This window comes from Pseudonocardia kujensis, from assembly GCF_021283305.1.
GTDB lineage: Bacteria > Actinomycetota > Actinomycetes > Mycobacteriales > Pseudonocardiaceae > Pseudonocardia > Pseudonocardia kujensis.
Genome location: NZ_JAJSOK010000005.1, coordinates 48,490 through 69,834 on the forward strand (window position 1 = coordinate 48,490; position 21,345 = coordinate 69,834).

General features: G+C 70.9%; 21 protein-coding genes and 1 pseudogene. 10 read left to right on the forward strand and 12 right to left on the reverse strand.

What is annotated here, in order from left to right; all coding sequences use genetic code 11:
* Positions 1-3: 3 nt before the first annotated feature.
* Together LWC35_RS05520 and LWC35_RS40145 are read right to left on the reverse strand one after the other, a co-directional pair.
* Entirely contained in the window at positions 4-1,341 is a 1,338-nt protein-coding gene (locus LWC35_RS05520; protein ID WP_269803643.1) for a bifunctional 3,4-dihydroxy-2-butanone-4-phosphate synthase/GTP cyclohydrolase II, read from the reverse strand.
* A 79-nt stretch (positions 1,342-1,420) separates the two neighbouring features.
* Complete coding sequence (locus LWC35_RS40145; protein WP_232868795.1) at positions 1,421-3,169, reverse strand: sigma-54-dependent Fis family transcriptional regulator; 1,749 nt, start codon at positions 3,167-3,169, stop codon at positions 1,421-1,423.
* Between the two features lie 235 nt (positions 3,170-3,404).
* Here LWC35_RS40145 and LWC35_RS05530 point away from each other — a divergent pair, with 235 nt between their 5' ends.
* The 5 genes and pseudogenes from LWC35_RS05530 to LWC35_RS05550 all read left to right on the forward strand — a co-directional run.
* On the forward strand, positions 3,405-4,214 hold the full coding sequence (locus tag LWC35_RS05530) for an N-acyl homoserine lactonase family protein (protein ID WP_232868796.1): 810 nt from the start codon (positions 3,405-3,407) through the stop codon (positions 4,212-4,214).
* Between the two features lie 91 nt (positions 4,215-4,305).
* Entirely contained in the window at positions 4,306-5,391 is a 1,086-nt protein-coding gene (locus LWC35_RS05535; protein ID WP_232868797.1) for an amidohydrolase family protein, read from the forward strand.
* A complete protein-coding gene (locus tag LWC35_RS05540) occupies positions 5,373-6,440 on the forward strand; it encodes an amidohydrolase family protein (RefSeq protein ID WP_232868798.1) in 1,068 nt (355 codons plus the stop codon). The genes LWC35_RS05535 and LWC35_RS05540 overlap by 19 nt, the downstream gene beginning before the upstream one ends.
* On the forward strand, positions 6,437-6,802 hold the full coding sequence (locus LWC35_RS05545; RefSeq protein ID WP_232868799.1) for a Rieske (2Fe-2S) protein: 366 nt from the start codon (positions 6,437-6,439) through the stop codon (positions 6,800-6,802). Before LWC35_RS05540 ends, LWC35_RS05545 begins: the two co-directional genes overlap by 4 nt.
* Positions 6,803-6,977: 175 nt before the next feature.
* A pseudogene (locus LWC35_RS05550) lies at positions 6,978-7,162 on the forward strand (transposase); the annotation flags it as partial.
* Positions 7,163-7,268: 106 nt separating this feature from the next.
* Here the strand turns inward: LWC35_RS05550 and LWC35_RS05555 are convergent.
* Positions 7,269-7,799, reverse strand: coding sequence for a MarR family winged helix-turn-helix transcriptional regulator (locus LWC35_RS05555; protein ID WP_232868800.1), 531 nt, complete (start codon positions 7,797-7,799; stop codon positions 7,269-7,271).
* Here LWC35_RS05555 and LWC35_RS05560 point away from each other — a divergent pair.
* Positions 7,785-8,696 carry an alpha/beta hydrolase gene (locus tag LWC35_RS05560; protein ID WP_232868801.1) on the forward strand — a complete coding sequence of 304 codons (912 nt, stop codon included), beginning with the start codon at positions 7,785-7,787 and terminating at the stop codon, positions 8,694-8,696. The genes LWC35_RS05555 and LWC35_RS05560 overlap by 15 nt on opposite strands.
* Positions 8,697-8,933: 237 nt before the next feature.
* Here the strand turns inward: LWC35_RS05560 and LWC35_RS05565 are convergent, their stop codons facing one another.
* From LWC35_RS05565 to LWC35_RS05585, 5 genes are all read right to left on the reverse strand, one after another.
* Complete coding sequence (locus LWC35_RS05565; protein ID WP_232868802.1) at positions 8,934-10,022, reverse strand: enolase C-terminal domain-like protein; 1,089 nt, start codon at positions 10,020-10,022, stop codon at positions 8,934-8,936.
* Between the two features lie 419 nt (positions 10,023-10,441).
* The gene (locus LWC35_RS05570; RefSeq protein WP_232868803.1) at positions 10,442-10,723 is read right to left on the reverse strand and encodes a YciI family protein; all 282 of its coding nucleotides are present in this window, start codon (positions 10,721-10,723) and stop codon (positions 10,442-10,444) included.
* Positions 10,723-11,583 carry an alpha/beta fold hydrolase gene (locus tag LWC35_RS05575; RefSeq protein WP_232868804.1) on the reverse strand — a complete coding sequence of 287 codons (861 nt, stop codon included), beginning with the start codon at positions 11,581-11,583 and terminating at the stop codon, positions 10,723-10,725. The genes LWC35_RS05570 and LWC35_RS05575 overlap by 1 nt, the downstream gene beginning before the upstream one ends.
* Entirely contained in the window at positions 11,580-12,191 is a 612-nt protein-coding gene (locus LWC35_RS05580) for a cysteine hydrolase family protein (RefSeq protein WP_232868805.1), read from the reverse strand. Before LWC35_RS05580 ends, LWC35_RS05575 begins: the two co-directional genes overlap by 4 nt.
* Before the next feature lie 20 nt (positions 12,192-12,211).
* Positions 12,212-13,153, reverse strand: coding sequence for a 3-carboxyethylcatechol 2,3-dioxygenase (locus LWC35_RS05585; RefSeq protein WP_269803644.1), 942 nt, complete (start codon positions 13,151-13,153; stop codon positions 12,212-12,214).
* Between the two features lie 119 nt (positions 13,154-13,272).
* Between LWC35_RS05585 and LWC35_RS05590 the strand changes: the two genes are divergently transcribed.
* A complete protein-coding gene (locus tag LWC35_RS05590; RefSeq protein WP_232868807.1) occupies positions 13,273-14,028 on the forward strand; it encodes a GntR family transcriptional regulator in 756 nt (251 codons plus the stop codon).
* A 65-nt stretch (positions 14,029-14,093) separates the two neighbouring features.
* On the opposite strand, the gene LWC35_RS05595 is transcribed toward LWC35_RS05590, so the two are convergent.
* A complete protein-coding gene (locus LWC35_RS05595; protein ID WP_232868808.1) occupies positions 14,094-14,957 on the reverse strand; it encodes an LLM class flavin-dependent oxidoreductase in 864 nt (287 codons plus the stop codon).
* Positions 14,958-15,074: 117 nt separating this feature from the next.
* Positions 15,075-16,346, reverse strand: coding sequence for an LLM class flavin-dependent oxidoreductase (locus LWC35_RS05600; protein ID WP_232868809.1), 1,272 nt, complete (start codon positions 16,344-16,346; stop codon positions 15,075-15,077).
* Between the two features lie 208 nt (positions 16,347-16,554).
* Here LWC35_RS05600 and hpaB point away from each other — a divergent pair, with 208 nt between their 5' ends.
* Genes hpaB through LWC35_RS05615 form a run of 3 tightly spaced genes read left to right on the forward strand, consistent with a single transcriptional unit; the run spans position 16,555 to position 19,686 of the window.
* A complete protein-coding gene (gene hpaB, locus LWC35_RS05605) occupies positions 16,555-18,021 on the forward strand; it encodes a 4-hydroxyphenylacetate 3-monooxygenase, oxygenase component (protein WP_232868810.1) in 1,467 nt (488 codons plus the stop codon).
* Complete coding sequence (locus LWC35_RS05610; RefSeq protein WP_232868811.1) at positions 18,021-18,575, forward strand: flavin reductase family protein; 555 nt, start codon at positions 18,021-18,023, stop codon at positions 18,573-18,575. Before hpaB ends, LWC35_RS05610 begins: the two co-directional genes overlap by 1 nt.
* Before the next feature lie 37 nt (positions 18,576-18,612).
* A complete protein-coding gene (locus LWC35_RS05615) occupies positions 18,613-19,686 on the forward strand; it encodes an LLM class flavin-dependent oxidoreductase (RefSeq protein ID WP_232868812.1) in 1,074 nt (357 codons plus the stop codon).
* A gap of 602 nt (positions 19,687-20,288) precedes the next feature.
* Here LWC35_RS05615 and LWC35_RS40820 read toward each other — a convergent pair.
* Both LWC35_RS40820 and LWC35_RS05620 read right to left on the reverse strand, forming a co-directional pair.
* On the reverse strand, positions 20,289-20,624 hold the full coding sequence (locus tag LWC35_RS40820; RefSeq protein WP_372462997.1) for a nuclear transport factor 2 family protein: 336 nt from the start codon (positions 20,622-20,624) through the stop codon (positions 20,289-20,291).
* Entirely contained in the window at positions 20,588-21,274 is a 687-nt protein-coding gene (locus LWC35_RS05620; protein ID WP_232868813.1) for a TetR/AcrR family transcriptional regulator, read from the reverse strand. Before LWC35_RS05620 ends, LWC35_RS40820 begins: the two co-directional genes overlap by 37 nt.
* Positions 21,275-21,345: the final 71 nt, after the last annotated feature.

Below are 21,345 nucleotides of genomic sequence, written 5' to 3' on the forward strand. Positions count from 1 at the left end.
CGCTCATGAGACCTGCGCACCCCCGCTGGAATCAGCGTGAGCGCCCGCCGAGAGCCCGTCGAGGTCGTGGTTCATCCGTACCCGCTTGGTGGTGAGGTAGCTGATGTTGTCCGGGTTCGGTGGGGTGACCAGTGGCTCGCGGCGGACGATCTGCACCCCGTGGTCCGCGAGCCCGCTCTCCTTGGCGGGGTTGTTGGTCATGAGGCGGACGTGGTCGACGCCGAGGTCGCGCAGGATCTCCGCGCCGACGCCGTAGTCCCGGCTGTCGATCGGCAGGCCCTGCACGAGGTTCGCGTCGACCGTGTCCAGGCCGCCGTCCTGCAGCGTGTACGCGCGCAGCTTGTGCGAGAGCCCGATGCCCCGGCCCTCGTGGCCACGCAGATAGACCACGACGCCGCGGCCCTCGGCCGCGATCCGCTCCAGGGCCCCGTCGAGCTGCTCGCCGCAGTCGCAGCGCCGCGACCCGAAGACGTCCCCCGTGAGGCATTCCGAGTGGACCCGCACCAGGACCGCGGCATCGGACCCGTCCGTCCCGTCGGCGAGCCGGGCCAGCCGACCGGCGGCGTCCAGCCCACCGTGCACGAGTGCGACGTGCTCGACACCGTCGGCGGCGCGATAGGTCAGCGCGGTGAACTCCCCGTGTGTGGTGGGCACCCGCCCCGCGGCCTCGCGATGGACGAGAGTGGTCGTTCCGCGACGACGACGCACGATGTCCGCCACAGTGAGCACCACCAGGCCGTGCTCGGCGGCGAAGCGCTCGAGCTCGGGGCGGCGGGCCATCGTGCCGTCGTCGTTGGTCACCTCGGCCAACACGCCCGCCGGGACCAGGCCGGCGAGCCGACACAGGTCGACCGCGCTCTCGGTGTGCCCGGGACGGTCGAGCACGCCGCCGGGACGGGCGCGCAGGGGGACCACGTGGCCCGGCCGCGAGAGGGCCTCGGGGCGGGTGGCCGGGTCGGCCAGGGCACGGATCGTCGCAGCCCGGTCGGCGCCGGAGACCCCCGTGCTCGTGCCCTGCTTGAGGTCGATCGAGACGGTGAAGGCGGTACCGCGGGGGTCGTCGGCGTCCTCGACCATCGGGCTCAGGTCGAGCGCGTCGGCGCGCTCACCGAGAATGCCGACGCAGATCAGGCCGCTCGTGTGGCGGATCATGAACCCGATCGCCTCGGGCGTCGCCAGTTCCGCGGCCATGATCAGGTCGCCCTCGTTCTCGCGGTCCTCGTCGTCGAGGACGAGAACCATCCGGCCGCGCCGAAGCTCCGCCAGGGCAGCGTCGACCACGTGGGTCGATCGGTGCGCGTCTGCTGCTCCGTTCGAGCCGGTGCCATCGCTGCGATCCATGGTCCGAGGGTAGGAGGGAGGCGGCACCCGGCGGTGTCCGAACCTCGAACACGCGGTCGTCGGCCCCGCACACCCGGCGTCAGAAGGTGGTGTTGTCCAGGTCGACGCCGGCGGCCTGCAGCTTGCGGTAGAGAGTGGACCGCGAGATGCCGAGCAGCGCGGCGGCGTCCTTCTTGTTCCCACCGGTCTCGGCCATCGCATCGAGGATCGCGTGGATCTCGGCCCGCTCGAAGCGGGTGAGCGTGAGGCGCGGAGCCGCGCACCGCACCTCCGGGGGCAGGTCGGCGAGCCCGGGGACCGCTCCGCCCGGCGTCGCCTCGAGCACCCGCTCCACCAGCCTCCGCAACTCGCGGATGTTGCCCGGCCAGGACAGGCGCATGAGCAGCTGCACGGCCTCGGGTGCGAACCTGCGGGGGGCGGCGATGGCGGCGACCAGCGTCGGGATGTCGCGCAACCGGTTGCGCAGCGGCGGTAGTCGGAGCTGATCGGCGTCGAGCCCGGGCAGCACCATATCGTCCCAGGACGAGGCGCACGTGAAGGTCGCCGCGCAGCGCCATCCGCGGGAGCCCGCGTCGCCGAGGATCGCGGACAGGCGCCGTCGGCCGAGCCCGTCGAGCAGGTCGAGGTGGCGCAGCAGGAGCGCGCCGGGCGGTCCGGCGAGCAGAACGCGCAGATCGTCGATCCACGCGTCGAGGCCGGTGACCTCGGCCTGCGCGGCGTCGCAGACCCGTGGGTCGTCGCCGGGCTCGCGGAGGAGTGCGGACCCGACCGCGGCCTTGCCGACCCCTGGTTCGCCACAGAGCACTACGGTCCGGGCGGCGAGCGCCGCCCGAGCCGCGCGGCACGCCCAGAGGAAGGCCCGGTCGGTACCGGCCAGCCCGTCGGGCGCGGTGAGGCGGGCGGCGGGCCCCGGCGACGCCGTGGGCTCGGTTGCGGGCCGGATCTCGACCAGCGCGCCGATCACTTCTCCCCCGTCCCGCAGGCGCATGGTCCGGGTCCGGGCACTGCGTCCACAGGGCAGCGGGAGCTCGCCGTCGACCGTTCCGTCGGCGCAGGAACCGGCGAGCACCCGGGCGACGTGGTCCCACAGGAGCGGCTGGTCCACCCCGTCGAGCAGCCTTGCCGCCTGGGGATTGGCCATCTGGACGCGGTCGTTGAGGACGAGGATCCCGGCATGGGAGCGCCTGCTGCCGGACAGAAAGTGTGCCAGCAGCGCGCGTTCCTGGACGGTCTGCTGCTCGAAGAGCCGCTGCTCGATCGTCCTCGCCGTCTGCTCGGCGAGCACGGTCACCAGCCCGTTGTCGCGGTCCGCACCACAGGTGATGTCCAGAATGCCCATCGCGCGGCGCGTCAACGGGTCCATGATCGGCACGCCGACGCAGGTGAACTGGACGAGCTCGTCGACGTAGTGCTCGTGGCCGTCGATACGGGTGGTCCGGCCGAGCTCGACGGCCGTGCCCACGCCGTTGGTCCCCACCGCGTCCTCGGCGAAGACGAAACCCGGGGTGATGTGGAGGGAGTCGAGCATGTGCAGGAGCCGCCGGTTCTGCACACGACGGTCGAGTATGCGCGCGGTCGCGTCGGTCACGAGGAAGCTGATGCCGAGCTCACCGAGCCGCGCGTTCATCGCGTCCAGGACCGGGCCGGCCGCACGCAGCAGCCGCGACTCCGGGTCGACGCCCGGGCGGTACGGCGGGGCCAGGCGGTCGGTGGCCACCGACCAGCTCGAGCACCGTTGCCACGACGAGGAGATCTCGGCGCGCACGCGCACCGGAGCCGTGCCCGACGAGAGGAAGGACTCTCGGTCACGCGCCAGGATGTCGTCCACTACTCGATCCCTTCCACCAGAACCTCGTTGTTCTGCAGGACCAGGGCGTTGAGCGTCGCCCGCCTGACGAACGATAGGTCGAGGACCGGGGCCGGAGCTGTCGCAATCTGGGACACGGCCGGGGACGCGGCTCGTCGTGCCCCAAGTTCGGACACCGGTGACCCCCCTCGGAGCGGTCGAATCGTCGGACGTGCCCGTCCCTCGGCGCACCACACCACCACCTCGGGAGGAAGCGATGGGCGTCACGCTCCGCGGCGTCAACCTGGGCTACATGGGCCTCGACATGTCGCTCCTGGTCAACAAGTCCGAACACGTCGGGACGCCCTACAACTGCCCGGCGATCGCCTACATCATCGAGACTCCGCAGGGCCGGATCCTCTGGGAGACGGGCCTGTCCGCACGGTGCCCGGACGAGTGGCTCCCGGAGTGGAAGCAGGTCGTCGACCTCGGCGCCGTCACTCCGGAGGCCTGCCTCGAGATGCGGCTCGAGCAGCTGGGGCTCGGGCCGGACGACTTCCGTTACGTCGTCCAGGGACACCTGCACACCGACCACGCGGGCGGCCTACGGCTGTTCGAGGATGCCGGCGCCGAGATCGTCGTGCACGAGGACGAGTACGCCCACGTCATGGGCCTGGACGAGGACAAGGACTTCTTCGCCCGCGTGGACTGGGCCTTCCTCGGCGACAAGAAGCCCACGCTCATCTCGGGCCGCTCGATGGAGATCGCCGACGGCGTGCGCCTGCTCCACCTGCCCGGCCACACACCGGGACAGATGGCCCTGCAGCTGCAGCTCGAGACCACGGGCTCGGTCCTGCTCACGTCGGACGCCCTCTACCACCACGAGAACTACGTCGAGCCCACCGGCGAGCCGCAGATCTACTGGGACATCGACAAGTGGCGCACCTCGCTGGAGTCGCTCGGGCAGGTCGCCCGGGAGAACGATTCCTGGCTGTTCCCCGGTCACGACGAGACCGGCATCCAGCACTTCGACGGGCGCAAGGAGCTGAAGGCGATCCGGTTCGACGAGGGCCACACGTACGCGTAGCCCGTCGTCGGTCGGATCGGCAGAGGGCGGCACCGCGGACCGGAGGTGGTGCCCCCGGGCCCGGGTGAGGAGGTGCGGGACGGTGGGAACGATGTCCGCGACGGCCGATGCCGTCGACTGCGACGTGCACAACGCCGTTCCGCGGCTCTCGGCCCTCTTCCCGTTCCTGCCGGACAGTTGGGTCGACTACTGCCGGGAGACGGGCGTCGAGGGCTTCGACCCGGCGTTCTACCCACCGGGAGCACCGCTGTCGGCGCGGCCGGGTAGCCGCGCCGGCGAAGGACCGCCCGGGTCGGACCCGGACGTCGTGCGGGCCCACGTCCTCGACGGCGCCGGTGCCCGGTACGCCATCCTGAACTGCCTCTACGCGGTGCAGGCGCTGCACAACCCGGACTGGGCGGCGAGCATGGCCCGCGCCCTCAACGACTGGCAGGCGGCGACCTGGCTGGCCGCCGACACCCGCTTCCGTGCCTCGATCGTCGTCTCGACGCGCGATCCGCACGCGGCCGCCCAGGAGATCGAGCGGCGGGCAGGACGCGGCTTCGTGCAGGTCCTGCTCCCGGCGTCGGCCCCGGCTCCGCTCGGACAGCGGTCCTACTGGCCGATCTACGCGGCAGCCGAGGCGGCAGACGTACCAGTGGCGCTACATCCGGGGGTGGGCGGCGCGAACCCCCTGTCCCCGGTGGGATGGCCGTCGCACTACATCGAGGACTACGCCTGCGCAGCGCTCACGCTGCAGTCCCAGATCACCAGCATGGTGGCCGAAGGCGTGTTCGCCGCACACCCGGGACTGCAGGTGGTGCTCCTGGAGAGCGGGGTCACCTGGCTGCCCTCATTGATGTGGCGCTTCGACAAGAACTGGAAGGCCCTGCGCCGCGAGGTGCCCTGGGTCGAACGGCCTCCCTCCCACGTGATCCGCGAGCACGTGCTGCTCAGTACCACCCCGTTCGACGCGCCGCCCGCCATCGACCGGGCGTGGGTGGACCGGTTCCTCACCCAGCTCGGCTCGGTCCGGATGCTCCTGCACGCCGGCGACTACCCGCACTGGCACCACGGTGACGCGCCCACCGCGCTGCTCGAGCAGCTCTCGCCCGCCGAGCGCGAGCTCGTGCTGCACGGCAACGCCGCCCGGGTCTACCGACTACCCGAGGAGATCGGATGCGCACGGGGGCACTGATCGACTGCGATGTGCACAACGCGGTCTCGTCCGACGCCGAGCTGCAGCCCTACCTCTCGACGCGTTGGCGACGGCACATGGAGCTCATCGGCTCCCGGACGTTCTCGCCCTTCACCAAGGGCTACGCCTACCCCAAGGCGGCACGATTCGCCAGCAGGCGCGACGCATGGCCCCCGACCGGCGGCCTGCCCGGCTCGGACCTGGAGTTCATGAAGGAGCAGCTGCTCGACGCCTATCCCGTGAAACACGCAGTGCTCAACTGCCTCTACCGCGCCCCGGAACAGCGCCACGACGCCTACGGGGCCGCACTCGCCACCGCGGTGAACAACTGGCAGGTCGACCAATGGCTCGAGCGCGACGACCGGCTGCGCGCCTCCATCACGGTGCCGTTCGAGTTCCCCGACCTGGCCGCCGCGGAGATCGACCGCGCCACGACGTGCCCCGGGTTCGTGCAGGTACTGCTCTACCCGCGGACCGCCGCGCCGCTGGGCAGACGCGAGTACTGGCCGATCTACGAGGCGGCCTGCCGCGCAGGGCTACCGATCGGCATCCACGCCGCCTCAACCACCCCGGGGCCCATCACCGCGACCGGCTGGCCGTCGTACTACATCGAGGACCACACCGGGCTCGCCGTCGCCTTCCAGGCCCAGGTCATCAGCCTGATCTTCAACGGCGTGTTCGACCGGTTCCCCGAGCTCCGCGTCGTGCTGCTGGAAGGGGGCTTCGCCTGGGTGCCCGCCCTCGCGCACCGGCTCGACGCGCTGCACGCCCGGCTCGGCGAGGAGGTGCCCGATCTGCGGTACCCGCCGTCGCACTACCTGCGCTCGCACATCCGGATCACCACGCAGCCCATGGAGGAACCCGAGCGGCCCGGTGATCTGGTGCCGCTGATCCGCGAGGTCGGCGCCGACCTGCTGATGTTCTCGACCGACTATCCGCACTGGGACTTCGACAACCCGCATCGCGCCTTCCGCACCCGCGTGCCGGCCACCCTGCACAGGCAGATCATGCACGACAACGCCTGCGCGACCTACCGGCTGGCCGCATGACCGGCTCGAACAGGCACGTCGTCGTGGCGGCCGCCGACGAGATCCCGCCGGGCGGGCGCAAGATCGTCCACATCGACGGACGCTCCGTCGGCGTGTTCAATCTGGGCGACCGCTACGTCGCGCTCCGCAACACGTGCCCGCACGAAGGCGCGCCATTGTGCGAGGGCGCCCTGTCCGGGGCGCTGACCTCACCGAGACCTGGCGAATACCACTACGAGCGGCGCGGCGAAATTCTCCGCTGCCCCTGGCACCAGTGGGAGTTCGACCTGCGCACCGGTCGGTCGTGGGTGGACCCGGAGAGGCTCCGGGTGCGCAGCTACTCGGTGACCTGCGAGAACGACCACGTCGTCCTCCACCTGTGACGCCCACGGACCGCCGACCAGAGGCCCTCCCCCGTTCGGCGCAGTGCTCGCGCTTCCCCCACGGCGTCGTTGCGCGGCTGGGCGACGTAGCGCCACGTTTGATCCTCAGGTGATCTTGGGCGTGCCATTACTCAGGTCAATACTGAGCGGACGACGGGAATCGAACCCGATCGCGCACGAGCGCAGCGACGCCTGCACCGCCCAGCGCAACGGGCGCCGCGCGCGTCCTGACCAGCGCGGTCGGAGATCTGGAGCTGCGGATCGGACAAGCAGCGGACCGGCTCGTTCTTCCCGAGCCTGCTGGAGAGGCGCCGGAGGCTCGACCAGGCCCTGTTCGCGGTGGTGATGGAGGCCTACCTGCAGTAGCGCCCGGCGAACTCGTCCCGGCACCATCGGCGACAAGCTGACCGCCGCAGGCGAGCTACACCACGCCACGGGGCGTCATCCTCAGCTCGGACCCCGGCCATCACTCCGACGGCTCGAGCAGCGCGAGCAGGATCCGCTGCAGCTCCATCCGGTCCCGCGCCGGGATCCTGCTCAGCCGGCGGTCGAACTCCCGAGCGAGCGCGGCGAGCGCGCGGTCCCGAGCCGCCTCACCCTCGGCGGTCAGGACCAGGCGGTGACGCCGCAGGTCGGCGTCATCGATCTCCCGGCGCATGAACCCCTTGGCGACCAGGCTGCGCACGTAGCCCGTCACGCTCGCCTTCGGGATGATCAACTTCGCCGCCAGCTCCGCCGGGTACGGCGACGCGGCCACCTCCGCCAGAACGAAGAACTCCTTCGCCTCCAGCCCCAGCTCTGCCAGGTCCCCGACACACCCGTCCAGCACAACCGTCAAAAGCCGATGGTTCAGGGTCCACAGCTGCGCGGCGTCGACCGACACGACCCCTCCCCAAAGCAGTACGATCTCGTATATGTTCGAGATCGTACTAGCACTGATCTCGACTCGCCCGAAGTCGAACAGATCCCGGACGGGGACGCCATGTCGCTCCAGCACCTCACGATCCCGCGCGGGCCGATCGAACTCGCGGCCGACCTCCACGTGCCCGCCGACCCCACCACCCCCGGACCCGCCGTGGTGCTCTCCACCCCCGGCAGCAGCGTCAAGGAACAGATCGGAGCCAACTACGCCTCCCGCCTCGCCGCCCACGGGATCGTCGCACTCGTGTTCGACCCCGCCCACCAGGGTCGCAGCGGCGGCGAACCACGAGACCTCGAAGACCCCTACCGCCGCGGCGAGGACATCAGCTACGCCATCGATACCCTCGCCACGGTCCCCGGCATCGACCCCGACCGCATCGGCGTCCTCGGCATCTGCGCCGGCGGCGGCTACGCGGTGCACACCGCCCGCACCGACCACCGCATCAAAGCCGTCGGGGTCGTCGTGCCCAGCAACATCGGCACCTCGTTCCGCAGCTTCCAACCCGACGGGCCCGCCGCTGCCCTCGACGCCCTGGCCGCCGCACGCCTCGCGGAGAACCGCACCGGAGAGCTCGGCCGCGAGAGGTGGCTCCCCGACACCCCCGCGGAGGCCGACGACCTCGGCGTGACCGACGTCGATACCATGAAGGCGATTCGCTACTACCGCACCGAACGCGGGAAGAGCGAGTACTCGACCAACCGCCGGCTCTCGCGCAGCGACTCCCTCATCCTCGGTTACGACGCCTTCCACCTGGTCGAGGAGCTCCTGACCCAGCCACTGCAGGTCGTCCTCGCCGGCCGCAAAGGCACCACCGGCTCCTACGAGGCGGGCATGCAGCTCTGGAAGAGGGCCCCCAACCCGGTCGACCTCATGGTCGTCGAGCGTGCCGGCCACTACGAGATGTACGACGAACCGGAATACGTCGACGCCGCCGTCGACCGCCTCGCCGACTTCTACACCAACCACCTCTAGATCCAGCGCGCGGCAGCCCCTTCACAGGCCACCTACCAGCGACAACTCTGGCGCGAGAACTCTCTCGAGCCCCTTCGGAAGCGACGAGTGCGACTCCAGGACATGCTGCTGCGGGGCACTGGAGGTTCCCATCGAGGGGTCGTCGGGCTGGCCGAGGCGGCCTGCGAGAACCCTGGCCTGGTCGAACCCTTCGGACGATCGGGTGCCCATCTCCCGAGGGGAAACTCCACCTCTCGATCAGCATCGGTAGCGCTCGACGGCGGCGTCGTGCCACTCGACACCGCTCCCTGGCCGCTCCGACGGCATCATCGCACCGTCCACGACGCACACCGGATCGCGCAGCACGCCCGACGCGACGTCGAGGTACTCCAGCAGGAACGCCCCCGGCGTCACGGCGAGCAGCGCGGCGCTGACCTCCGGCCACAGATGGCTCGACACCGGTAGCCCGGCTGCATACGCCACGGGTGCCGCCCGCAACCAGCCGGTGACCCCGCCGATGCGCGCGACATCGAGCATCGCATGGTCGCCCGCGCCCGCCGTGATGCTCGCAGTCATCTCGTCGACGCCCCACCAGCTCTCGCCGAGCTGGATCGGGGTCGACACCGCCGCCCGAATGCGTGCGTGTCCGGCAGCGTCGTCGGCCCGAGTGGGTTCCTCGACCCAGAGCAGGTTCTCCTCGGACAACGCCCGGATCCGCCGGATCGCCTCCGGCACCGGCAACGTCTGGTTGTAGTCGATGGACAGGTCGGCCACGGGGCCGACCGCGTCGCGCAGGGCCCGCAGGACCTCCCGGTCGCGGCTGAGATCACCCGCACCGACCTTGACCTTGTAGGCCGTGAATCCCAGACCGGCAAGGTGCGCAGCCTCGGCGCGCACGGCGTCAGGGGCCATCGAGCGCAGGCTGCCGTAGGCGCGGATCGGACGTGCCTCGCCGCCGAGCAGCCGCACGAGGGGCAGCTCGGCCCGCCGGGCCACTGCGTCCCAGCACGCCATGTCGATCCCGGAGATCGCCATGGTCGGCAGGCCTTGCGGGCGGAGTAGCCGCAGCCGTCCACGCAGGTCGGCCTCGACCGTCGCAGGCGCGGCCGACGTCCCGACGACCGCCGCGCCGAGCTCCTCGACCAGGCTCGTCAGCGCCGGGAGGACCGAGGGCGTGTAGCAGAACAGATACGCGTGCCCGACGATCCCGTCCGAGGTGGTGACGTCGATGAGCACGAGCGGCGCCACCGGCACCTCCCCCGCGGCGGTCTGCACCGGCGGGTCCAGCGGTGCGAGCACCGGCCGCGCCGTGACAGCGCCGACGGTGGGCGAAGCAGCAGTGGCCACCGGTAGGACGCTACCGGCCAGGACCGCGTCCGGGAGTCGGCCCGCCGACCCGCGAAGTACGCCGCCGACGCCGCCCCCGCGGCCACCCCGATCGACCCCACCTTCGACGAGCACCTCCGTGCGTCGAGGCCGACGTGCTCTCCCTCCCCGTCGACCCGGGGTCGCCGACAGGGGCCCGCGCCCGCCTCCGCCGCGTCCTCGCCGACCTCGACCGCGCCTGACGACCCCGATACCTCTCCGCCCGGACCCCGTCGGCCCCGCCCAGCCGTAGCCGGACGGCTCTTGATCCGACGGCCCGCCGCGCATATCGGTGGTCGTGGACACCTCCCTCGGACAGCCGCTCGACACTTCGTCCACTCGTGCAGCATGAAGGCGACCTGCGCGTGCCCCGCCGCCAGGTTGAGCACGCGCAGGTCGTGTCAGTCGGCCAGAGGGCCGACGACCGGCGTCCAGGGCCAGGAGTGGGACTCGACGATCACGCCGTTGACGCTGAACGGGTCCTCGCCGATCCGCTCGGCCAGTTCGGTTTCGTCGGCTACGTCGTAGACGAGCAGACCGCCCGAGCCGTCGCGGAACGGGCCGGCCTGCCGCACGACGCCCTGTTTCACCATGTCCTGCAGGTAGTCCCGATGCAGCGGACGAATTTCGTCGAGCAGGCGGGTGTCGTCGGTGTAGCGCCAGACCACCGCGAACAGCGCCATCAGGGCTTCCCGCCGGTCAGGAACTCCAGCGCGAGGGCGTTGAAGGTCTCGGATTGCTCCCACTGCGGCCAGTGCCCGGCGTCCTTGATCACCTCGAACCGCGCGTCGGGCATCTTGGCCGCCATGCTCATCCCGGCTGCGGCGGGACCGGACGGGTCATCGCTGGTCCAGACGACGAGCGCCGGGCCGGTCACCGCGGCGAGCTCGGCGTCGGTGACCAGGTTGCGTGCACGGATCACCGGGTCCTGCAAACACAGGATGTGGCGCATGGACTCGGCGAAGCCGGGACGGGCGTAGATGGCGCGCCGGATGTCGACGAGCTCGTCGGTGACCGAGGACGGGTCCGCCATCAGCCACTCCAGCCGGGCCCGGATCCGCTCCTCGGTCGGGTCGTCCGCGGCGGCCTGGGAAAGGCTGCGGATCCGCTCCATGACCTCGGGGGTGGCCATGGTGCCGCCCGGGGTGTTGAGCACGACCTTTCCCACCCGCTCGGGGTGCGCGGCCGCGTACTTGAGCGCCACCCAGCCGCCGAGCGACTCGCCGGACAGATTCGTGCGGTCGACCCCGAGCGCGTCGAACAGTCCGTCGAGGTGCGCGACGTAGTCGGGCAGCTCGAGGTCTCGGGTGGTGTGGGTGGTGTGGCCGTGGCCCGGGTACTCGTAGGCGATCACGCGGAAGCGCTCCGCGAGCGGCCCGATGTTGTGGGCATACGCCTCGAGGTGCCCGCCGGTGCCGTGCATGAGCACCAGCGGTTCACCTTCGCCCGCCTCCAGCACTCGGGTCCGCCACTCCCCGACCTGCACATACCTGATGCTGAGCTCGAGACCCGCGAGCGCGGACCACACCGAGGGGCGGCTCACGCCGTCACCGGGGTCTTCAGCGCCGCCAGGACATCGGCGCTGGTGGCGACCTCCCCCAGCATGCGCAGGCTGTCCAGTGACGCTTGGTGGACCTCGGGCGTAGCCGCGCTGCTGGCATCGGAGACGACGATCGTGCGGTAGCCGAGGTCTCCCGCGCTGCGCGCGGTGCTCTCGACCGACATGTTGGTGGCCACGCCGGTGATCACGACGGTGTCGATGCCACGGCCGCGCAGGACGGTGTCCAACTCGCTGCCGACGAACCCGCTGACCCGCTGGTGTGTCACGACGGTGTCGCCGTCGAGTGGGGTGAGCTCGTCGACGATGGCGGCAGCCGAGGTGCCGTCGACCAGGCAGCCCTGCTGGCCGACCATCGCGAGCAGCGGGAAGTTACCCACGAGGTCGCCGTAGCCGGGCTGGAACGCCACCCGCGTGTAGACGACCTGGGAGCCTGCGGCGCGGGCGGCGGTATGCAGGGTCTTCGTGGTCGGCACGACTCCGACCGCGGCGGCCTGCTCGGCGAAAATGGCGCCGAACGCGCCCTCCGGCGTGATCACGTCGTTCTGGTAGTGCACCGCGATGAATGCCGTCCGGCACGGGTCGAGTTCCATGGCAAGCCTTTCGGGGGGTCTCAGGTGAGGGAACGGGCAGTGGTCAGCCCGAAGCCGGCGATCCACTCGGGAATCGCCTCGTAGAAGGAGCTCTCGATCTCGTAGCGGCCCGCCGAGCCGAGCGCGGCGTAGGCCGCGATCCACGTGCGCACCTCGTGCGAGGAGTGCCCCGCCTGCTCGACGAACCAGTCGTTGGGCCAGGCGTCGATCTGCTCCAGGTCGCCGGAGGCGAGCACGTCGAGCAGGGCGGTGTCCCACTCCGGGTTGAGGGGCATCAGGTCCGACATGCCGGCGGCGAACGCGCCGACGGCGTCAATGACCCTGGCCTCGCGGACGGAGCGCTCCTCGGCCGTCGGGTTGCGGCCGGCGATGAGCCGCTCGGCCACGGCAGGCGGGGCGCCCGCGAATTGCGGTACCGGTGGGTCGTGCGACAGCCCGCCGGACCCCATCAGCAGCACCCGCTTGTCCAAGCCGGCGACACCGCGTCCGATCGCTTCACCGAGCAGGCGGATGCGAGCGACCGGGCCGAGCGGCTCGGCGACGCAGTTGATGAAGACCGGGACCACCGGCACGGTGTCGATGGCGCCGAGGAGCAGCACCAGGGGCTGGGTGAAGCCGTGGTCGACGTGCATGCGTTCGGAGACCGCGATGTCAACGCCCGCGGCGAGGACCTCGCGCGCGAGGCTGCGAGCGACGTCGGCGGCGACCGGCAGGGGGCCCTTCGGCATGCCGTAGTCACCGACTGATTCGGCTGCGGCGCCGATGCAGAACGGCGGCATCACATCGTAGAAGAAGCCGTTGTAGTGGTCCGGACCGAACAGGACCACGAGCTCGGGGTCGTAGTCCCGGACGAATGCGCGGGCCCGGCTGAACGCGGCCTCGACCCGGGCAGCGACACCGGTTGCGGGCTCCGACCGCCCCATCAACGGAGTGTGCGAGGTCGTGCAGAGGGCCAACGTCATTGTGTGCTCCCTAGCATTCTAGCGTTCCAGAATCGTAGAGCTCGCCGCGAGGAGCGGGCAAGACCTTGTCCGTCCGCGCGGCGGCCGGGGCGGGACCGCCTCTCCGTTACGCTCGATGGATGACGATGACCGGCGGCTTCGAGCTCCGGCCCGGACTGGGCGACGTACGTTCGTCGTCCGTGCGACTCAGCTCGATGATCTACATGCAGATCAAGGAACAACTGCTCGAGGGCGCCTACGCCGCGGGCGAGCGGCTGCAGGTCGAGGCGCTCAGGAGCCAGTTCCAGGTGAGCAAGCAGCCTGTGATGGAGGCTCTGCGTCGGCTGTCCGGCGAAGGCCTGGTCGAGATCATTCCGCAGGTCGGTTGCGAGGTCTGCCGCTACTCGCCCCAGGAGGTCGTGGACTTCTTTCGGTTCTTCGCCGGCATGGAGGGCATCCTCGCCGAGGTTGCCGCCGACCGGCGCACCGAGGCTCAGTTGCAGCAGCTCGAGCAGGTTGAGTCCCTGATCGCCGACCTGCGCGGCGAGGCCGACGCCGATCGTCGCAGCCATGGCTACCGGGTGTACAACCGGCAGTTCCACGCAATCGTGCACGAGATGTCCCGGTCCACGATCATGGCGGCCACCTGCCAGCGGATGTTCGACCTCAGCGACTTTCTGATCAACACGACCGGCACCGCCACTCCGCTGTCCGACGCCCTCGACGGCCGCCACGCTGATCACGAGCGGATCATCGCGGCGCTGCGGAGCCACGACGGTGCAGCGGCGCGGCGCGAGATGGAGCGCCACATCTCGGGCACCGTGGACATCATCCGCCTGGAGACCGGGCCGGGCGCCGAAGACAAGAAGGCCCTCAACGGCGCCAGTCCCGCCTGACCGAAGTCCTGTGCCCTGGGAGCCCCCTCGGCGGGGCTCCCACGCCAGGCCTCACGCGGGGGCGCTCACAGCAGGGCCGCCGCCAGGAGGTCCACCTGCTCGGGACCGGGCCGGCAGGGGAACAGCAGCAGCTCGTCGCAACCCGCACGCCCCATCTCCTCGACAGCCCCGCGTACCGCGGCGGGGGTGGTCAGCGCGGAGTCGGCGATCGCGGCGGCCCCGGGGCCGACGAACCCGTAGTAGCTCGTCAGGTACTCCCGGGCGTGCCTGGTCGCAGCCGCCCCGAGGGAGAAGTACGCCACCGCCTGCAGCTGCGGGGCACCGTCGCGGCCGTGCTGCTGCCAGGCTGCCCGCACCGCGGCCGCGCCCTCGGCGAAGAACCCGGTGCTGCCGGAGACCCAGCCGTCGCCTGCACGGGCGGCCCGTTCCAGCGCGGCAGCCGACCGGCCGCCCAGCACGATCCGTGGACGACCGCTCCTCGGTGTGGGGCCGACCCGCTCCGGCCCGGGCGCCGCCCAGATCGCCTGCAGCTCGTCGAGCATCGTGTCCAGCCGTCGTCCCCGGGTGCGGAATTCGATGTTGGTGGCCCGGTAGTCGTCCTGCCGGGTGCCGACGCCAAGACCGAGGGTGAACCGGCCACCGGAGAGCCGATCGAGCGTCGCGGCCTGCCGGGCCAGCAGCGCCGACGGGCCCCTGGCCGGCGCCAGCAGCACGTAGCTGCCCAGCCCGATCCGCTCGGTGACCGCCGCGGCGGCCCCTAGCGTGACGAGCGGCTCGAGCCCGTCATGTACCAGCCGGTCGAGGGTCGCCAGCGAGGAGAACCCGGCGGCGTCGGACCGCCGGGCCCACTCCACGAGCTGGTCGGGCCGGACCCCCGGGACCGCCGCGGGCAGCCCGATCCCGATCCGCACCGCCGCGGCGATACTCAAGCTCGCGCCCCTTCGCGGAGGAACACGGCCTCCCGGCTCTCGACGTCCGCGCCTGTGGTGAAGATGGACAACGCTCCCTCGACTTGCTGATTGCTGTCAGATCTCGGAGAAGGCGGATCAGCGGGAGCGGGCGTTCCAGGCCGGCGTGTTGAACTCCGGGCGTAAGGTCGGCTCGAACCGGTCGAGCTTGATGCCGATCTTCGGCAGGACCTGTTCGACCAGCAGCTCGTTGCTGCGGAGCAGCTTGTCGATCGGCGCGGGGCCGATGCCCATCCACAGCACGAGCAGTTCCATGCCGAACATCTCGATGGTCTTCTCGAGCTTGCGGGCCACGGTGTCGACCGAGCCGGTGATCGAGTACCCGCGGTCGACCATGGTCCGGTAGTTGTTCGGGATCGGCCCCTCCTCGCCCGGGTAGCGCAGGGCCTCGTTGAACCCGAAGTGGTCGTGCCAAGCCGGCCAGATGAAGCCCAGGGCGTCCTCGCCGATCGCCATGGCCTCCTCGTCGGTGTCGGCCACGACGACCTCGCGGAAGTGCCCGACGTTGTGGCCCCAGCCGATCGACGGGTCCCGGAGCCTCGCCTCGTCGTGGTAGGCATCGAGGCAGGCCTTCACCGTCTCCTCGATCGGGCTGAAGATGATCGGCCAGCCGCCCTCGCGCGCCGCCCACCGGATGGTGTTGGGGCTGAGCGTGAAGGGCACCATCAGCTCGATCGAGGCCGGGTCCTGCAGGGTGTTCGGTGCGATGCCGATCTTCTCCACGGTGCCGTCGGCGCTCACGGTGGACGGCGCCATCTCCCGCGTCCCGGGGTGGTCCCAGGTGATCCCGCGGGGCGGGACCTGCCAGTGCTTGCCCTGGTAGGAGAACTCGCGATTCGCCCAGAGGCCGCGCACGACCTGGTAGGCCTCTTCGAACAACACGCGGTTGATCGCGTCGTGCTCGGCGTACTGCGGGTCGGTCGCGTACGTCGCAACCGCCCCGTTCTTCTGGCCGATCGTGGTGACGTGGCGACTCTGGTAGCCGCGGGCGAACCCGGCGAGCATCCGGCCGCCGCTGAAGTGGTCGAGCATGGCCAGGTCCTCGGCCACCAGCACGGGATTGCGGGCCGGCAGGACGGTCGCCATCTGCCCGAGGCGCAGCTTCTTCGTGATCCCCGCGGCCCACGCGCCGAGCAGGATCGGGTTGTTCGAGATCTCGAGGCCCTCGAGATGGAAGTGGTGTTCGGAGAAGGCCGCGAAGTCGAAGCCGAGGTCGTCGAGCTGACGCAGCACAGCGGCGTTCTCGAGGAGCGCGCGTTGGTAGAAGTTCGGATTCGCGCCGGCGTAGCCCTGCCGGTACTGCTCCGGAGTCGCCGCTGCACTGGGCAGCAGGAACGTTCCCAATCTCATCGTTGAGAATCCTCCATCGACCGCAGGAGACCCTGCCGGTCTCCTAGCATGCAAGCATGCAACACGTGCCGTTGATCAATGTCAAGGGCTCGACTTGGACGTGTGACGGCCGGGCCGGCGTCGGGACCGGAAGCTCTTGATGTGATCTGCGCCTCCGGTTAGCGTGTCCAGGCACGCTAGCATTCCAGTGTCCGAGAAGGGACCGTCGATGCCCGTCCGTACCGGTGCGCAGTACGTCGAGAACCTGCAGAAACACCCTCGCGAGGTGTGGCTCCGCGGCGAGCGCGTCGACGACGTCACCATGCATCCCGCCCTCCGTCGGCCGATCCAGCAGATCGCCCGGCTCTACGACCTGCAGCACGATCCCGACCTCGCCCCGGTGCTCACCGCGCCGGGCCCCGGTGGGGCCCGGATCGGACGCGCGTTCCTGCCGTGCCGCACGCCGGAGGACCTGGCCGCGAGACGGGCCGCGTACCGGGCGTGGGCCGAACCGACGCTGGGCCTGATGGGCCGCTCGCCGGACTTTCTGAACACCACGCTGATGGCGTTCACCGAGTCACCAGGGGTGTTCGCCAGGCTCGGGCAGCGGTATGCGGACAACATCGCGCGCTACTACTCCTACGTCCGCGACAACGACCTCTTCCTCACCCACGCGCTGATCACCCCGCAGACCGACCGGTCGAAGGGCGCGTCGGAGCAGCAGGAGCAGTTCCTGCACATGGGCGTGGTGTCCGAGACCGCCGAGGGACTGGTCGTCCGCGGTGCCCGGATGCTGGCGACGCTCGCGCCGATGGCCGACGAGCTGATCATCTACAGCCTGCCCGGCCTGCGCCCCGGCGACGAGCGCCACGCCGCCTGCTTCGCGATCCCGATCGACACCCCCGGCCTGCGGCTGATCTCCCGCGCCCCCTTCGACGACGGCACCCGGCATCCGTTCGACCACCCGCTCTCCTCCCACTTCGAGGAGGCGGACTGCCTCGTCGTGTTCGACGACGTGCTGGTGCCGTGGGACCGGGTGTTCCTGCACGGCGACGTGGAACTGGCCAACGCCCTCTACGCCGAGACCAACCTGCGCCAGCACACCGCGCACCAGACCGGCGTGCGCGGCCTGGTCAAGCTGCAGTTCGTCACCGGGCTGGCGATGAAGCTCAGCCAGTCGGTGAAGATCGATGGCTTCCTGCACGTGCAGCAGAAGCTCGGCGAGTGCATCGCCGCCGTCGAGCAGGCGCACGCGCTGCTCGTCGCGGCCGAGGCCGAGTACGAGACCACCGCGACCGGCACGGTCCGGCCCCGCTTCAACGCACTGCAGACGCTGCGGGTGGTGCTGGCGACGCAGTACCCCAAGCTGGTCGAGGTGCTGCAGACCCTCGGCGCGGGCGGTCTGCTGATGATGCCCTCGGCCGAGGACTTCGGCTCGCCGATCGCCGAGGACATCGCGCGCTACTACCGCGGCGCCGAGATGTCCGCCGTGGACCGGATCCGGCTCTACAAGCTGGCCTGGGACCTGTGCGGCGACGCGTTCGGGCAGCGCGCCGTGCAGTACGAGCGCTACTACGCCGGCGACCCCGTGCGCATCCTCGCGATGAACTACCTGGCCTACGACAAGTCCGACTGCTTCGCCCTGGTCGACCGCGCGCTCGCGCTCGCCGGCGGCCCGGACGCCCCGGCGTCCTGATGGCCGCGCCCGCCCCGCTCGACCGGGACCCGATCAGCCCACCGCAGTTCCGCCACGCCCTGGGCCAGTTCGCCAGCGGCGTCACCGTGATCACCACGACCACCCCCGCCGGGCCGGTCGGCGCTACGGTCAGCGCCTTCTGCTCGCTCTCGCTCGAGCCGCCCCTGGTGCTCGCCTGCCTCGGCCGGGATCGGTCGATGCACCGCGCGCTGACGTCCGCGCCGGGGTTCGGGGTCAGCATCCTCGCCTCGGACCAGGGGGTGCTCGCCCGGGACTTCGCGCGACCGGCGGACCGGTTCGCCGGTGTCGCCCACTCCCCCGGTCGCTACGGCCCGCACCTCGACGGCGCAATCGTCCACCTCGACTGCGCGCTGTACGAGATCCGCGCCGGCGGGGACCACGTGATCGTCCTCGGCCTGGTCGACGCGGTGGCGGTGCACGCGGGTGAGCCACTGCTCTACGCCCAGGGGGCGTTCCTCGACCTCCCCGCCCCCGACTGGGAACGCGCCGCCGCGTCCGCACCACAGGAATGGCTGCTCTCCGCCCCGTGGTGAGCCGCTCGCACGCCTCTCTACTGCAAAGGAGCAGTTGATGGAGTTCTTCATCGGCACATGCGCCAAGATCGACCAGGTCGGCATCGTCAAGCAGGCCGAGGACACCGGGGTCAGCCACTTCGGCGTCGGCGAGGGGCCGCTGCTGTTCAGCGACCCCTACCAGTACCTCGCGCTCGCCGCCCGGGAGACGTCCACGATCAACCTCGGTACCTGGGTCACCAACCCCCTGACCCGCATTCCCGCCGTCACCGCCAACTCCCACGCCACCCTCAACGCCCTCGCCCCCGGCCGCACCTTCCTCGGCATCGGCACGGCGAACAACGCACTGCGCTCCATGGGCCACAGCCCGGCGAGCATCGCCCAGCTCGACGACGCGCTCCGGGTCACCACCGGCCTGCTCAAGGGCCAGCGGGTCACCGAGAAGTGGCGGGGCAAGGAGCGCGAGCTGGAGTTCCTCGACAAGGACGGCAGCTGGTACAACCTCGCCGACCCGGTCCCGGTGTGGATGGCCGCCGGTGGCCCGCGCGGCATCAAGGTCGCCGCCCGCTACGCGGACTACGTGGCCTACTGCCTTGGGCCGGACCCCGAGATGATCACACTGGTGCGCCGGGAACTGGACAAGGCGGTCGCCGACGCCGGCCGCCCACCCGGTTCGGTCAAGCTCGTCGCGGTGACCTGGTTCTACCAGCTGCGCAACGGCGAGACCTGGGAGGACGGCGTCGACCACGGCTTCGCCTCCGGCCCGATCAGCTCGTGCCTGACCAACATCGGGTTCATGCGCGAGCACGCTGCCGAGCTCGACCCTTCCATCGTCGAGGCCAGCGCAGCCGCGGCCACCGCCTACCTGGGCGACCCGAACACCACCGAGCAACCGCACTACCTCGAAACCTGGTCCAAGTACCAGAAGGGGCTCGACGACTCACACCGGCCGCTGATCACCAAGCAGCTGTGCGACTACTGGTGCCTCTACGGCTCCCCCGACGAGATCTGGGAGAAGGCCCAGGGCATGGTCGAGGCGGGTGTGGACATGCTGAGCGTGTTCCTGTCCAACCCGTTCACCGCCGAGCGGGACATCGCCGACATCGGAACATCGATCCTCGCCCGCGCATAGCTCCTTCCCGCGCCCGGCGGAGGCCCCGGAGAACCGGTCGCCTGCTGCGTGGGCCGGATGGGGCTGCGGGCCCGTCGGGGGCCCACAACCCCGCAATCCTGATCAGGCGCTCCTGCCGGCGACGACGCCGACAGGAGCGCCACCCCGCGCGAGGACCTGCTGGGCTACGCCGAGGTGCTCGGGGACCTCGAGCTTCCCGCGTAGCGGGCGAGCCGTACAACGCGAGGAACCCTGGCAGCAGCGCGATGCGCCGGTTTGTCTTCGGCCCCAGGGCTTCGGGATACCGGCGCGCGGCGGCTGAACCTCGTGATGCGGCTGCGGTCCGGTGCCCGCCAAGGGCGGGTTCGACTCGCTGGCGCTGCACTGGGACGTCATGCAGGAGCGCGGCGCCGAGTTCGGCAACCCCCCACGGCGCGACCAGTGGCGCCTCGTCGGCCCGATGCACCTCGCCGAGACCAAGGAGCAAGCGATCGAGGACGTCCGCCACGGCCTCGACGACTGGGCCGACTACACCCAGCACGTCCTCGCCGCCCCGCATTTCCGTGCCGCCGGCGCGACGTTCGAGGAGCGGGTGGCCTGGGTGAACGAGACCGGGCTGGGCGTCATCGGGACCGTCGACGACGCGATCGCGCAGATCGAGCGCCTCGCCACGCAGTCCGGTGGCTTCGGCTCCTACCTGCTGCTCCACCACGAATGGGCCCGATCCAGCGTGCCTCGGTCATCGCCTGCACCTTGCGCCAGTACCGGGCGAGGTGCTCGCGGCCCCGGACCGGCGCGGACCCGACGTTGGGGGCGAGGAACCAGTGCACGACCTCGGCATGCAGGGTGGCGTGCAGGCCGCGGAGGTCGCCAGCCGAGCAGGCGTCGTAGTAGCGGCGGACGAGCTCGGGCCAGGAGCCGGTCACGACGGCTCCGCGAGGCCGATCGCCCGCGCCCACAACCGCGTCAGCTGCTCCACCACGTGCTCCTCCTCGGCCTCGATGCCCATCACCTGCCAGTAGTAGACGTAGTTGCCGACCATGGCGCTCAGCGCGAGGGAGGCGGTGTCCGGGTCGAGCTCCCGGTCCGCGAGTCCCCATTCCTGCAGCCTGCGCAGCCCGGCGGCTGCGCGGGCGGCGGTGCGCCGGCGCAGCTCGATCCGATACGCGCGCAGCTCGGGATCGAACGACGCGACCTGCTCGAACAACCCCATCAGGGCCCGGTCCCTGCGGAAGATCGCCAGGTACCGGCGGTTGTCGGCCTCGATGCGGGCCCACGCCTCGGCGAGCGAGGGCGCTCCACCGGTCGCGGGGCGCGGCTCGCGCGGGGCGTAGAGGCCGGACTCCATGACGTCGTTGATGAGGGTCCGGAAGATCGCGGCTTTGGAGTCGAAGTAGGTGTAGAAGCTGCCGTGGGCGATGCCGGCGAGGGCGGCGATGTCGGCCACCCGGGCATCGAGGTAGCCGTCGCGCTCGAAGACCGTCCGCGCGGCCGCGAGCAGCTGGGCGCGGGTGCGCTTCCCGCGCTCGGTGCTCGGCCTGTCCCCGATCGCGGTGCGCCGCCGGTGCCCGACCCCCGACCGAGCGGGCACGAATCCGGTGCCGTCCATTCGTGCCTCCTCCGTGCGACGGGCGAAGGATGCCACAGGAGCCGATCGCCCGGAAGGCTTGTATTCGATAT